Genomic DNA, 12,681 nt, shown 5'->3' on the forward strand with positions numbered 1-12,681 from the left:
CGAAAATGACTGCCGGCGCATCAATTCGCGTAAATAAAGCCATACGCGCCAAAAAACGCGCTTGACAACAGCACCACTCAAAAATAATTTGTACGTACATTTAAAAAAGAAGGGCGCTTCACATGCACAATTCCCCCCGCCATCAATCGCTGACCGCGAGCGACGAGAAACAACTTTTCGACACCATTGATCGCTGGGTGGAACGGGAGGTAAAGCCACGAGTTAAAGATTTCGACCATGCCGATCGCTACCCCCACGAGCTCGTAGAACAGATGAAAGAACTGGGCCTTTTTGGCGCCACCATTAGCCAGGAGTACGGCGGCCTGGGTCTGCCAGCGTCCACCTACGCTCAGATCGTGATGCGCATTTCATCGGATTGGATGGCACTCACCGGTATTTTCAACTCTCACTTGATGCTGGCTTTGGCCATCGAGAAATTCGGCACCGAAGATCAGAAAAATGAGTGGCTCCCACGCCTGGCCACTGGCGAAGTCCGCGGGGGTCTGGCACTGACAGAGCCCGACGCGGGCACCGACCTGCAGGGTATTCGTATGACCGCCCGCCGCGATGGTGATGACTACATCATCAATGGCGCTAAAACTTGGATCACGAATGGCATCGAAGGCAGCTGCTTTGCGTTGCTGGTCAAGACAGACCCACAGGCACAGCCACGCCACAAAGGCATGAGCCTATTCATTGCCCCAAAGGGCAACGGCTTCACCGCCGGTCGTAAGCTCGAGAAGCTGGGATACAAAGCCATCGAGACCTCCGAGCTGATCTTCGAAAACTATCGCGTACCGGCCAAAAACCTGATTGGCGGCGAAGAAGGGCAAGGCTTCTATCAAGCGACAGGCGGCCTCGAACTCGGACGTATCAACGTGGCGGCGCGCGGCGTTGGTATAGCCGAGGGCGCGCTCCGGCTTGCAGTCGATTACGCAGGAACACGGAAAACCTTCGGCAAACCGATTGCCGAACACCAAGCAATCCAGCTTAAGCTCGGCGAGATGGCGACTCGTGCCCGCGCCGCACGGCTCTTGACCCTGGATGCAGCGGCCATCTTTGATCGAGGTGAACGGTGCGACATGGAAGCGGGCATGGCCAAGTATTTCTCTTCCGAAGCGGCACTCGAAAACTCCATAGAGTCGATGCGTATTCATGGCGCCTACGGCTACTCCAAGGAGTACGACATTGAACGGCTGTACCGCGACGCGCCACTCACCTGCATCGGCGAAGGCACTAATGAGATGCAGCGGATCATCATCGCCAAGCAAGTGATGAAACGGAGCGCCGAAGCATGACGCCTTCAGGAAAACCACTGCAAGGATTGCGCATTCTTTCGGTAGAACAGTTCGGCGCCGGCCCGTACGGCACCATGTTTCTTGCCGACTTAGGCGCGGAAGTAATCAAGATTGAGAACGCCTCGATTGGCGGAGACCCGGCTCGCCATACCGGACCACATCTGCTCGGGGACGCTGACAGTCAGTACTTTCAAACATGGAACATGAACAAAAGCAGCATCACTCTGGATATCAAGTCGGACGCGGGGAAAGCGGAGCTAAACAGACTGCTCGCCGGCGCCGATGCACTGGTGAATAACCTGCGCGGAGATCTGCCAGCCAAGCTTGGACTGGACTATAAAACGCTGGCCGCCGACTACCCCGCGCTGGTGTGCCTGCATATCTCCGCCTATGGTCGCGACAATACACGAGCGGCCTGGCCTGGCTATGACTACCTGATGCAGGCAGAGGCAGGCCTCATGGACCTGACCGGGGAACCAGAAGGGCCGCCATCGCGCTTCGGTGCGCCATCTTTGGTAGACCACATGACCGGCATTACCGCCAGCGTCGGCCTGCTCGCTGCACTGCACCGCGCGCGTGAAACAGGACAAGGCTGCGACGTGGACACTTCGCTGTTTGACGTAGCTCTGCACCAGTTGGGGTATGCCGCAATCTGGTACCTGAACGAACAGCACAAGGTCGTCCGCCAAGCACGTAGTGCCCATCTTTCGGTGGCCCCGGTACAGACATTCCGCACGGCAGATGGTTGGATTTTCATCATGTGCATGACAGAAAAGTTCTGGCAGGCACTGATCACGATCCTCAAGCGAGATGATCTGAAATCCGACCTTCGTTTTGCCAATGCCAAACTGCGCAAAAAACACCAGCAGGAGCTTACGGAAATAATCGATGAAGCCCTTGGCCAGGCACCCACAGCGCACTGGCTGAGTGTTCTCACCGGACATCTACCGGTAGCGCCGGTACTGAGTTTGTCCGAGGCAATGGAAAACCCGCTTCTAACGACCAACGCGATGATCAATCGACTGCATCATCCCCACGCAGCAAACGGCCTCAAGGTGCTCGCCAATCCGATCAAAATTGATGGCCAACGCCTTGAACAAAAAGTCTGCTCACCGCTTGGCGCAGACAACGAGGCGCTGCTGACGGGTGCGGTGTTGGCGAAGGCTGAGGTGACCAAATGAAGATGGAGGGGGTCCGCGTACTTGACCTTTCGACCTTTCTGCCCGGCCCCTACCTGACACTGGCCCTGGCTGACCACGGGGCAGAAGTCATCAAAGTGGAGAATCCAGATGGAGGGGATCCGGGTCGCCAGATCGCTCCTTACCAGCAGGAGCAAACGGTGTTTTTCCGCAATCTGAATCGGGGCAAGCGCAGCGTTACCCTGGACTTGAAAACCCCCGAAGGAAGGGAGTCGCTGCTCAGTCTCTGCGAAACCGCCGATGTTTTTATCGAGTCGTTCAGACCAGGAGTGATGAACCGCTTAGGGGTCGGCTACGAGCAGGTCAAAGCGCGTAACCCAAGCATGATCTATTGCTCCATCAGCGCCTACGGCCAGACTGGCCCCTATCGCTTTCGCCCTGCTCATGACCTGGGCGTCGAGGCTTTGGCCGGGCTGCTCAGCATGACCTTGGGTGAGGATGACCGCCCAGCCTTGCCAGGTGTTCCGGTAGCAGACCTGCTGGCGGGCCTCCAGGGCCTGGCCGGCGTCCTAATGGCATTGTATCGGCGTAAGCAAACCGGCGAAGGCGACTACTTGGATATTGGGATGCAGGACGCCGTATTGGCGGGTTGCCTCAACATTCTGGGGCCGGCGATCGCGGAAGGACGGCAGCCGGTGGCAAAGCACGAGCGCACCACCGGCGGCGGCGCTTTGTACCGCACTTATGAAACACGCGACAAACGCTTCATTGCCCTTGCCGGCCAAGAGATGAAATTCGTTCGACTGTTGCTGGACGCTCTGCAACTGCAGGATTTCATTCCCCTGTGTGAACGAGGTCCCGGCCCTCACCAGAAGCCGCTCATTGACGCGTTGACTGCGCGCTTTCTGCAAGATGATTTAGCGCATTGGGATGGCTTACTTCAGCGGTTGGACATCTGCTTTGGCGTGGTTAAAACCTTACCTGAAGCGCTGGAGGACCCTAATGCCCTCGCTCGCGAGATGGTCTGGCATGACGAGGCAGGCGTGCGCCATATCGGCAGCCCTATTCGCTTTCGCAACGAGCCCGCACGGCTCAACCCACGAGCCCCCCTGCTAGGGGCGGACAACCAACAGCTTATCAAGTAACGGCGTGGCAACCCAAAAATAAAAAGGAACCATCATGGTAGGTATCGCACAAGAAATAGCCCCCCACCGCTACCGCGAAAGCTATGGTCGCTACTACGAAGACTTCGAGATTGGAGACTGCTACGAGCACCGGCCAGGTCGCACCGTCACTGAGACTGACAACATCTGGTTTACTCTTCTGACGATGAATACCCACCCACTGCATTTCGACAACGATTTTGCTCAAAAATCGGAGTTCAAGCAGGCGCTGGTAAACAGCTGCCTCACTCTGTCGATCGTCGTAGGGATGAGTGTTAGTGATATTAGTCAGAAGGCGATTGGCAACCTTGGCTGGGACAAGATCAAGCTATCCGCACCAGTATTCGTAGGGGACACGCTCTATGCCGAATCAGAGGTACTGGATAAGCGCGAATCCAGTAGCCGTCCCACGCAGGGAATAGTCACGGTTCGTACCTACGGTAAAAAACAGGACGGCACGGTCTTCATTTCGTTTGAACGTACCGTACTGGTGCCCAAACGAGGTTACGCGGTCGACGATTAGCAAGCGCGCTCGGGGGAAAGCACCACGCACCCCCGAGCCATCCAGCCGGACCATGTCTTCGCCAAGTCCGTATCAATAGCACACATTAGTGCTAGCCCTCGCGCCCCAGCCAAAAGTCCAGCCAGAATTCTCTCGGAAATAAGCTTAAGATGTGCGTACAATTTGTGCCATATTTATTTTCATTCAGGGCACGGGAAATATGAGTCCATCCGAGGAAACCAACGTCAAAACGACTGGCGGACCGCTTTACAAGCAAGTGGTACAGAAACTCAAAAGCGATATCCTCTCCGGCACCTACCCAGTAGGGACTCAACTTCCAACCGAAACGGATCTAGCCGAACATTTTGCCGTTAGCCGACACACCATCAGAGCTGCACTTCGTCAGCTTCGCGACGATGGGCTGGTGTCATCTCGCCAAGGCGCGGGAACAACGGTCGTACGGCCCGGATCTGCACAAACGTATGTGCACGAAATCAATTCCATCGGCGACTTGATCAATTACGTTGCGGGAATGCGCTTTGAGATCGACACGCTCGGAATGATCGACTGTAGCGAAGAGCAAGCAGAGCGCCTTTTCTGCCCGGAAGGCCAGCGCTGGCTGTATGTTGCCGGCTTCCGCTATGCGGACGACGATCCCCTACCTATCTGCTGGACCGAAGTCTTTATCCACGCCGACTATGCCGGCGTAGCTAGACTTCTGGAACGCAATAAGTCTCCTATCTATGAGCTGGTTGAAGATGTTTACGGTGAGCGGGTTGAAGAGGTCGAGCAAATTGTTCAATCCGGGCACGCCCCTGCCGCTATAGCCAAAGTACTCCAGATCGATGCCAACACCACGGTTATGGAAGTCCGTCGACGCTACCGTCTGACCTCTGGAAAGGTGGCCATCATCGCGCTGAACCTGCATAAGCCCGATATGTTTCGCCTCTCCTTTACCTTGCGTCGCTCCAAGGCGTAGACCCGATAAGTACGTACAAAAATAGCGCAAACCATAGTTTTCTCGACTTAGAGCCATCGGCGCGCCGCAATGGCTCTAAAAACCAGAAATTTGTACGAACAAATATTGACATATCCTCTCCTGCTGTCGAAAATCGGACAATGCAATGCTCGGATCATTAATTAAGTAGTGGCATCTCTGATGCCGCGTAACCACTTATTCCGTCCGAGCCGCTACCTGGCCTGGGAGACGAGTCAAGAAGCTCGCTCTTCCCTTTACCCAACAGCAGGGTGACAACAATGAATAACAAAAATGTCGTAATTGTGGGGGCAGGCCCAAGCGGACTGCTTTGCGCCCTTGGGTTAGCCAAGGCGGGCCTTGAGGTCACCGTCCTAGAGCGTGGCAATGCACTCAATCACTCACCTAGAGCTATGGTGTATCACTGGGCGGTGCTCGACGGGCTGGAGCAGCTAGGTGTACTGGAGGAAGCCACCGAAGCCGGTTTCCTCAGCTCGTCCCTGCAATTCTATGTTTTCAAAACAGGCGAACGAATCCATATGGATACTCGGGAGCCTCTGAAAACCTTGAGTCGTACTCCGTACAACTTGCATCTTGGCCAAAACAAATTGGGTGAGATTGCGCTGCGCCATCTGCAAAAACTGCCCAATGTCACTATTCGCTGGAACATCGAGGTAACTGGCCTGACTCAGCAGGAGGACCACGTCGTTCTGCACGCCCTGCAAAGTGATCACCAAGAAGACATCCGTGCTGGCTGGGTGATCGGTACCGACGGTGCGAATAGCATTATCCGCCGGTCGCAAAATCTCGGATTCGACGGCACTACCTGGCCCGAGCGCTTTGTCGCAACCAACGTGCGTGGGGACTTTGCCAAACTCGGCTTTTCCAATGCCACCATGATGCTAGACCCTGACGTCGGCGCGATCGTCGCGCGCATCGACAACGAGAACCTTTGGCGCGTGACTTACTGCGAAAGCCTGGACTTGCCAGAAGAACAAGTTGCCGAACGCATTCCCAAGTACTTTGAGAAAATCCTGCCCAAAGACACCCCTTACGAAGTCATTCAGTACTCTCCCTACCGGATGCACCAGCGCGCCGCTGAAAGCATGCGCGTTGGCCGAGTACTTCTCGCAGGCGACGCAGCGCATATCACCAATCCCACCGGCGGATTGGGGCTGACCAGTGGCTTGTTCGATATCTTCGTTCTTCACGAAGCCTTGGCAGCCGTAATCAAAGGCGAGGCGGACCAAGAACTTCTGGACCGCTACTCGCAGGAGCGGCTCAGCGCATTTCTTGAACACGCCTCACCAACGGCATCTAGCCTCAAACAGCTGGTTTATCACTGCTCGGACGATGTGGCACTAGAACAGCAGCTAACCGGACTCCGCCACTTGGCGGCTCATCCGGAGTTGCAGGTAGCCATGTTCGGTGCGGCAAAGGACGTCGAAACACCTTCCCTGCTCAAGCGCTAATCACTGCCCTACACCTGACCTCCTGGCCATTAAGAAACCAAGAGGCAGGTCTCTGTGCCCGTAGATCACTCTCAGCAAATTTACCGGTATCCCCTCGTGAATGTATCCGACGCAATGCTTGCTCTACTCCTGGCCGCAAAAATACACGGAACAGACGCGGCAGTCAGCGCCACTGCAAAACGCTGCGCACAGCGAATGCCACGCAGTAAACGGTTTCTAATGTTCTCGGTAATGGAAAGTGCGGCGCCGCTAGAGCTGGTTGCCTTGCTCATTTCAGATATAAATCACTGGCAGGGCAGCCTACAGGTAGAGGGCATCGCGCCCGGCTAATTACCGCCGAAGAGGTTGAGCGCGAGGCTGATATTTAAAATATCCATGCGCCACCAGGACAGCAGCATATTGGTCCGGACAACAACCCCAACGGGACCGGTGAGCGATAGTTGCGAACACACACCGAGCCCAAGGAACAGCCTGCATGAATCCTAGACGTCACGCGGTCATCTATCAACAGCAGCGAGCCCAGCGGCATGCGCTGAATGCCGATGCCCATGTTCTGATTGAATTGCTGAACAGCCCTGAGCTATCCAAAGAACTTGAGTCATTGCTGCCTGCTTATCGGCAGCGTCTGTTCCCGCCATTGGAAACGCTGTCGCTGTTCATGGGCCAGGCACTGAACGCTGATCGCTCCTGCCAGCAAGCCGTCAATGATCTGGCCATCAAACAGGTGCAAGCCGGGCTTGAGCCATGCAGCACACATACAGGAGGCTACTGCAGAGCACGCCAGCGGCTACCGGTAGAGATGGTGTCCAGCTTGCTTCGTAGCAGTAGCCATCTGATCAGTAAGCTCTGCGCAGAGGCGCATTTGTGGAGGGGACGACCGGTTCGCTTGGTCGATGGCACGACGATAACGATGCCCGATACTGCAGCCAATCAGGCGGCTTATCCGCAGTCTCGTGGGCAGAAACCTGGGCTTGGTTTTCCGCTCTGTCGAGCGGTTGGGATCATCTGCCTTTCCAGTGGCGCGGTCTTGAACGCGGCCGTTGGCCGCTTTCGAGGCAAGGGCGGGGATGAGCAAACGCTGTTGCGCTCCATGCTCGATACGCTGAACAAGGGCGATGTGTTGCTGGGCGATGCGTATTACGCGACCTACTTCCTGTTGCACGAATTGCAGCGTCGTGGAATTGATGGTGTGTTCGAGCAATACGGTGCACGCAGGCGCAGCACTGACTTCCGGCGGGGCAAGCGACTGGGTGAGCGCGATCACCTGATTACCGTCACTAAACCATCGAAGCGGCCAGGCTGGATGAGCCAGGACACCTACGAAAACGTACCCGAAACACTCACGGTGCGCGAGTTGAAAGCCGGTGGAAAAATCTTGGTCACGACGCTGTGCTGTGTGAGTCAGGCGTCCAAGTCCTCGCTCAGGGATTTGTTCAAAGATCGCTGGCACGTCGAACTGGATTTTCGCAACCTCAAGAGCACGATGGGCCTCGAAATGCTCAGCTGCAAGAGCCCCATGATGGCGATCAAGGAACTGTGGATTTATCTGTTGGCACACAACCTGATCCGCTTGCTCATGCTCAAGTCCGCCGCGCTGACAGACTGTTTGCCACGGCAGCTGAGCTTCAAGCACGGCCTCCAGCTATGGCTCACATGGCGGCAGCTTGATGTGCCGCGTATTGCTGAAGACCTTCAGGAATTAATCAAGCTGATCAGTCAGAAACGCGTGGGCAATCGGCCTGGCCGAGTAGAGCCCAAGGCTCTCAAGCGAAGATCAAAGCCTTACCCACTCCTGATGCGCAAGCGCTCTGCTGCGCGCGCAGAAGTCAGGCGCTGCGGCCATCCGCGGAAGGTAAAGTAAGTGCCATTCATGTAGGACGTCTTCATTTCCAACCTCAATCTTATTCTTATTTTAAGTGTTAGCTGCCAAACAAAGGCCAGCCGCACTTGTACGAACAAGTGTATAAGGACGGCTAACGATCGCAAGCTATTTTTTACGCCGTTCGCCTCGACTCTTTGGCAGGTGAGCCCCTTTTGAACATCCAGGAGATTCGGGTTCACGCCATCGTAAGGGAAAAGTTGTGTTATGAACCAACGCCAGGTGCGCGCGACTGGCACGCATCGGCTGTGGACTATTCGAATCAGAATCGCAGAACAGAGGCTCCGTTACCAACCAGCACGCTAAAGCTGGGGGCAATTTTCCTAGGCTGTCCTCCAAGAGAGAAAACTCTTGTCTTCTACGATCTTCAAGCTTGGCGGCTAGCCAAATATCTGAAGCTTCTGGGTAATGCCTTAGAAGTTGCTTCGCCTGGAAACGAACAGCTTCTGGCAAGGATTTATCTCTAGACAATTCGAGCAAAAAAACTCCGGCCTGAACTACGCTGCGGGTACGCTCATACGTCGTTGTCACTTTTCCCTCCTTAGCATGCTGTCGGTACATAACTCGGCCTTTAGGTAGCATGTTAGTTTCGAGTTCGGCAATTCGCACTTTTAGCTTAATGTTTTCGTCGATAAGAGCAGACGTATCCACCCGAGCGGCCGCGCCTTGTCTATGGGTTTTTTCTGTCTTTAGATCCTCTCATATAAGAGAAACTTTTTGCTGTCTCATAACCTTTATCTGCTGGCGATACCTGGCAAGAAGTGAACCTAGGAACACTTTTAAAAAGTTAGGTTTTGGAGCTTGAAATTGACCAAAATTAGCAAAAGCTAACTAAAAGCTGTGGCCCGACACAGGATTGAGAGAAAAAAGGTGCTGGATAGGCTGGATAACCAGTGGCTATGGGGGCTCAACTGCAGATCATAAAACATGACTAAAAATTAATAGGATAGATAGACGTATTGAGACCGTTACGGTCTTACGTTTTTGCCCAAATCCGGGGATCCGTATCCACGGATTTACGGATTTGTGGGGAAACGGATTTACGCGTTTACGGATTTACAGAAATCCGCCGGTGCGGTTTTCCGGTTCTACAGAAAGTCGTAAACCCGTAAATCCTTAGGGCTTCGCCAATGGAGATGTGTGCACTTAGGTGCCGTGGCCAGTGATGCGCGTAGATGGGCGTACCCGGTCAGCGTCCAGACCGTCCTTGTATCAATCCTCGCTTCTCCTACCTGTGCACTCGCTCAGACCCAACCTGGCATGATCGAGCGCGACGGCTGCCGCACGGTGCACCTCCCACCTCAACGGAGGACCCATCATGTCGCACTCAATCGACCTTTCCCGTCACCCGCGTCGCATCGATCTCGATGCCCCGCTGCACCGCAAGGCCGGGCCGACAGCGCATGCCATGCGGCCTGTGGAGCGCGCTGAAGAGCCGCAGACGCCACAGACCTGCCCTACCTCTCGCTACCTCACCAACAACGAGGCCGCGGCCTTCCTGCGGCTTTCTCCGCGCACGCTGGAGAAGCAGCGGGTGATCGGCGGCGGGCCGCGTTTTCACAAATTCGGCCGGCGGGTGATGTATGCGCTGACCGATCTCGAGGCCTGGGCCAGTGAGCGCAGCTTTGAGACCACGTTCGATCCCGAATACATCGACCGCCATCCGGGAGCACAGCGTGATGATCAGTGAAACCTTCGCTTATGAATCGTCGGCATCACGATTTGTCTGCACAGAACGAGCAACTGGACCTGTTCCGCGCCCTGCCCGGCGACATGGCGCCACGCGACGCTCAAGACCTGATGGCGCATCCGTTCTTCTCGCTGGCCAAGTCACGCCGCACGGTCCCCATCGACTTTCGCTCGGGCGAGGTGACGGTGCGTGTGGAGGGCACTTTGGAGCACGGCATCGCCACGATCTGGGATGCAGACATCCTGATCTGGGCGGCCAGCCAGATCGTCGAGGCGCGCGATGCGGGCATTCCCACTTCGCGACTGATGTGTGCGACGCCCTACCAGATATTGCGCTTCATTGGCCGTGGCACCTCGCTGCGCGACTACCAGCGCTTGAAAGCAGCGCTGGACCGGCTGCAATCGACCAGCGTAGCCACCTCCATCCGCGAGACCACGGGCCGGCGCTTGCACCGTTTCTCCTGGATCAACGAGTGGAAGGAGCTGGCCGCGGCAGATGGCCGGCCGCTGGGTATCGAGCTAATCCTGCCGGACTGGTTCTACAGCGGGGTGCTGGATCAGGCACTTGTGCTGACCATCGACCCGGACTACTTCCGCCTCACCGGCGGTATCGAGCGCTGGCTGTATCGCCTGGTGCGCAAGCACGGCGGCAAGCAGGAGGACGGCTGGCAATTCGACTTTCGCCATCTGTACCGCAAATCCGGCAGCTCGGCGCGCTATTCGGACTTTGCCCTGGACTTGCGTGCGCTGGTCGCCCGACAGTCGCTACCCGGGTATCGCCTGGAGGTTGTTCACGTGCACCCATCGACCGAGCTGCTCGCCTTCCGGCCCGTGCCGTAAACGGCACGGGGATAACTTGCGCAAAAGCTGTGAAAGCAGTCGTGCTATCAGGCGCAACCGGTCACGTGCTATCAGGCGCATCACCCTCGTGCTATCAGGCGCACGAACGCCTCTGCAGGCCACGGCTGGCGCGTCTTTCAGCCGCCCTTAACTTAACTAACTTAAAAGCTCTAACTTGTTATTGGGCAGCCGCGCGTTTGTGGACAGGTGCTGATTGGGGCGGTTTGGCCGGGGGGAGCTGGCCATGATCGTCGCCCTGCTCAACCAGAAAGGCGGAGTGGGTAAGACCACCCTCGCCACCCATATCGCTGGCGAACTGGCCCTGCGCGGGCATAACGTCATCCTGCTCGATGCCGACCCGCAGGGCTCGGCGCTGGACTGGACACAGCGGCGCAGCCAGCAAGGTTTGTCCAGGTTGTTCAGCGCCGTTGGCCTGGCGCGCGAGACGCTGCACCAGGAAGCCCCGGAGCTGGCGCGTCGCGCCGATCACGTGATCATCGACGGGCCACCGCGCATCGCCGCCCTCGCCCGCTCGGCGTTGCTGGCGGCTGATCGCGTGTTGATCCCGGTGCAGCCCAGCCCCTACGACCTGTGGGCCAGCGCGGAGATGGTCAGCTTGATCCGCGAGGCGCAGGTGTTCAGGCCCACACTGCGTGCAGCGTTCGCCATCAACCGTCGCGTCAGCACCACGGTAATCGGCCGCGAAGCGCGCGGTGCATTGGCAGACCAACCGCTACCAGCGCTGCAGGCCGAGGTACGCCAGCGCATCGTATTCGCCGAGAGCGTGGCGGCCGGTCGCCTGGCCCGCGAACTGGCGCCGAATAGCGCCGCTGCGCGCGAGATCAGCAGCCTGGTGGATGAGTTGCTGAGGTGGTCGCCATGACCAGCAAGCGTATCGGTATCGGTGCACGCCCCTCGGCCGACCCGCAGGCCGAAGCCTGGATACGCCAAGGCGCTGAAATCGACAACGGTAAGGTCGAGCGCTACAGCGCCCGGCTGACGCTGGACGTGACGCCGGCGCTGCGCACGCGCATCAAGCTGGCGGCCTTCGACCGTGGTGTGACGATGGCGGAGATGCTGCGTGACGTGCTGGAGCGGCAGTTTCCGGAGGCCACGCCATGATGCTGGGTGCTCGCAGTGCGCGGCGGCCACTGACACTGCTCGCTGGCGGTCTGATTGCTCTGGGTTGGGTGGCGCTCACAACGTCACCACCACGGCTGATCTACAACGCGTCCGACAGCGTGCCCGTCGGTTGGTACCGCATTTCGCCGGCCAACACGTTGGTGCCTGGAGACTTGGTGCTAGTTCGCCTGCCGCCAGAGTCAAGGTCGCTGGCGGCGCAGCGTGGCTACCTACCGACAAACGTGCCACTGCTGAAGACTGTGGCGGCGATGGCGCCGCAACGGGTGTGCGTGCAAGGCAGCCAGGTGCGTATCGACGGCGTTGTTGTTGCCGGGCGCTTGAGGTGGGATCGACAAGATCGCCCGCTACCGATCTGGCAGGCCTGCCGGCACCTGATTGGCGATGAGCTGTTCCTGCTTAGCAGCAACCCGGCATCGTTCGACAGCCGCTACTTCGGCCCGGTGTCTGTCGACGCGGTGATTGGTCGGGCACAGCCCTGGTGGCTGGAGACACGCCGATGAACAGACCTTCTGCGTGTCGATCCGCCTGCCGACTGCGTGTGCTAGGCGCGCGCGGTCGCGGGCCGCCTGGCTGCAGATAC

Annotated in this window: 14 protein-coding genes; 13 read left to right on the forward strand and 1 reads right to left on the reverse strand. The window is 57.3% G+C overall.

What is annotated here, in order from left to right:
• The first annotated feature begins 122 nt into the window (after positions 1-122).
• From ACZ0AV_RS03585 to ACZ0AV_RS03620, 8 genes are all read left to right on the forward strand, one after another.
• Positions 123-1,298, forward strand: a complete 1,176-nt coding sequence (locus tag ACZ0AV_RS03585) for an acyl-CoA dehydrogenase family protein (RefSeq protein ID WP_499149760.1) — start codon at positions 123-125, stop codon at positions 1,296-1,298.
• Complete coding sequence (locus tag ACZ0AV_RS03590; RefSeq protein ID WP_499149761.1) at positions 1,295-2,479, forward strand: CaiB/BaiF CoA transferase family protein; 1,185 nt, start codon at positions 1,295-1,297, stop codon at positions 2,477-2,479. Before ACZ0AV_RS03585 ends, ACZ0AV_RS03590 begins: the two co-directional genes overlap by 4 nt.
• Positions 2,476-3,582: a CaiB/BaiF CoA transferase family protein gene (locus ACZ0AV_RS03595; RefSeq protein WP_499149762.1), complete on the forward strand. Its 1,107-nt coding sequence runs from the start codon at positions 2,476-2,478 to the stop codon at positions 3,580-3,582. Before ACZ0AV_RS03590 ends, ACZ0AV_RS03595 begins: the two co-directional genes overlap by 4 nt.
• A 34-nt stretch (positions 3,583-3,616) precedes the next feature.
• A complete protein-coding gene (locus ACZ0AV_RS03600) occupies positions 3,617-4,123 on the forward strand; it encodes a MaoC family dehydratase (RefSeq protein ID WP_499149763.1) in 507 nt (168 codons plus the stop codon).
• A gap of 199 nt (positions 4,124-4,322) precedes the next feature.
• Entirely contained in the window at positions 4,323-5,081 is a 759-nt protein-coding gene (locus ACZ0AV_RS03605; protein ID WP_499149764.1) for a GntR family transcriptional regulator, read from the forward strand.
• A gap of 278 nt (positions 5,082-5,359) precedes the next feature.
• Complete coding sequence (locus tag ACZ0AV_RS03610; RefSeq protein ID WP_499149765.1) at positions 5,360-6,550, forward strand: FAD-dependent oxidoreductase; 1,191 nt, start codon at positions 5,360-5,362, stop codon at positions 6,548-6,550.
• Positions 6,551-6,664: 114 nt separating this feature from the next.
• Complete coding sequence (locus ACZ0AV_RS03615; RefSeq protein ID WP_499153283.1) at positions 6,665-6,880, forward strand: DUF7740 domain-containing protein; 216 nt, start codon at positions 6,665-6,667, stop codon at positions 6,878-6,880.
• Positions 6,881-7,025: 145 nt separating this feature from the next.
• Positions 7,026-8,411, forward strand: a complete 1,386-nt coding sequence (locus ACZ0AV_RS03620) for an IS4 family transposase (protein ID WP_499149766.1) — start codon at positions 7,026-7,028, stop codon at positions 8,409-8,411.
• 126 nt (positions 8,412-8,537) lie between these two features.
• Here ACZ0AV_RS03620 and ACZ0AV_RS03625 read toward each other — a convergent pair whose 3' ends face one another.
• Positions 8,538-9,011 carry a BPSL0761 family protein gene (locus tag ACZ0AV_RS03625; RefSeq protein ID WP_499153284.1) on the reverse strand — a complete coding sequence of 158 codons (474 nt, stop codon included), beginning with the start codon at positions 9,009-9,011 and terminating at the stop codon, positions 8,538-8,540.
• A gap of 736 nt (positions 9,012-9,747) precedes the next feature.
• Between ACZ0AV_RS03625 and ACZ0AV_RS03630 the strand changes: the two genes are divergently transcribed.
• The 5 genes from ACZ0AV_RS03630 to ACZ0AV_RS03650 all read left to right on the forward strand — a co-directional run bounded on the left by ACZ0AV_RS03630 (position 9,748) and on the right by ACZ0AV_RS03650 (position 12,601).
• Positions 9,748-10,119, forward strand: coding sequence for a helix-turn-helix transcriptional regulator (locus tag ACZ0AV_RS03630; RefSeq protein ID WP_499149767.1), 372 nt, complete (start codon positions 9,748-9,750; stop codon positions 10,117-10,119).
• An 11-nt stretch (positions 10,120-10,130) separates the two neighbouring features.
• On the forward strand, positions 10,131-10,958 hold the full coding sequence (locus ACZ0AV_RS03635) for a replication initiator protein A (protein WP_499149768.1): 828 nt from the start codon (positions 10,131-10,133) through the stop codon (positions 10,956-10,958).
• A 244-nt stretch (positions 10,959-11,202) separates the two neighbouring features.
• Positions 11,203-11,841 (forward strand): ParA family partition ATPase, encoded by a 639-nt coding sequence (gene parA, locus ACZ0AV_RS03640; protein WP_499149769.1) that lies wholly within the window; start codon positions 11,203-11,205, stop codon positions 11,839-11,841.
• Positions 11,838-12,080, forward strand: a complete 243-nt coding sequence (locus ACZ0AV_RS03645; protein WP_499149770.1) for a hypothetical protein — start codon at positions 11,838-11,840, stop codon at positions 12,078-12,080. Before parA ends, ACZ0AV_RS03645 begins: the two co-directional genes overlap by 4 nt.
• A complete protein-coding gene (locus tag ACZ0AV_RS03650; protein ID WP_499149771.1) occupies positions 12,077-12,601 on the forward strand; it encodes a S26 family signal peptidase in 525 nt (174 codons plus the stop codon). The genes ACZ0AV_RS03645 and ACZ0AV_RS03650 overlap by 4 nt, the downstream gene beginning before the upstream one ends.
• Positions 12,602-12,681: the final 80 nt, after the last annotated feature.

This window comes from Pseudomonas sp. AC532, assembly GCF_979258965.1.

What these genes read in the sequence shown, in the direction of transcription:
- ACZ0AV_RS03585 (WP_499149760.1), top strand. Translation starts at nt 123, where the DNA reads ATGCACAATTCCCCCCGCCATCAATCGCTGACCGCGAGCGACGAGAAA.
- ACZ0AV_RS03590 (WP_499149761.1), top strand. Translation starts at nt 1,295, where the DNA reads ATGACGCCTTCAGGAAAACCACTGCAAGGATTGCGCATTCTTTCGGTA.
- ACZ0AV_RS03595 (WP_499149762.1), top strand. Translation starts at nt 2,476, where the DNA reads ATGAAGATGGAGGGGGTCCGCGTACTTGACCTTTCGACCTTTCTGCCC.
- ACZ0AV_RS03600 (WP_499149763.1), top strand. Translation starts at nt 3,617, where the DNA reads ATGGTAGGTATCGCACAAGAAATAGCCCCCCACCGCTACCGCGAAAGC.
- ACZ0AV_RS03605 (WP_499149764.1), top strand. Translation starts at nt 4,323, where the DNA reads ATGAGTCCATCCGAGGAAACCAACGTCAAAACGACTGGCGGACCGCTT.
- ACZ0AV_RS03610 (WP_499149765.1), top strand. Translation starts at nt 5,360, where the DNA reads ATGAATAACAAAAATGTCGTAATTGTGGGGGCAGGCCCAAGCGGACTG.
- ACZ0AV_RS03615 (WP_499153283.1), top strand. Translation starts at nt 6,665, where the DNA reads ATGCTTGCTCTACTCCTGGCCGCAAAAATACACGGAACAGACGCGGCA.
- ACZ0AV_RS03620 (WP_499149766.1), top strand. Translation starts at nt 7,026, where the DNA reads ATGAATCCTAGACGTCACGCGGTCATCTATCAACAGCAGCGAGCCCAG.
- ACZ0AV_RS03625 (WP_499153284.1), bottom strand. Translation starts at nt 9,011, where the DNA reads ATGCTACCTAAAGGCCGAGTTATGTACCGACAGCATGCTAAGGAGGGA.
- ACZ0AV_RS03630 (WP_499149767.1), top strand. Translation starts at nt 9,748, where the DNA reads ATGTCGCACTCAATCGACCTTTCCCGTCACCCGCGTCGCATCGATCTC.
- ACZ0AV_RS03635 (WP_499149768.1), top strand. Translation starts at nt 10,131, where the DNA reads ATGAATCGTCGGCATCACGATTTGTCTGCACAGAACGAGCAACTGGAC.
- parA (WP_499149769.1), top strand. Translation starts at nt 11,203, where the DNA reads ATGATCGTCGCCCTGCTCAACCAGAAAGGCGGAGTGGGTAAGACCACC.
- ACZ0AV_RS03645 (WP_499149770.1), top strand. Translation starts at nt 11,838, where the DNA reads ATGACCAGCAAGCGTATCGGTATCGGTGCACGCCCCTCGGCCGACCCG.
- ACZ0AV_RS03650 (WP_499149771.1), top strand. Translation starts at nt 12,077, where the DNA reads ATGATGCTGGGTGCTCGCAGTGCGCGGCGGCCACTGACACTGCTCGCT.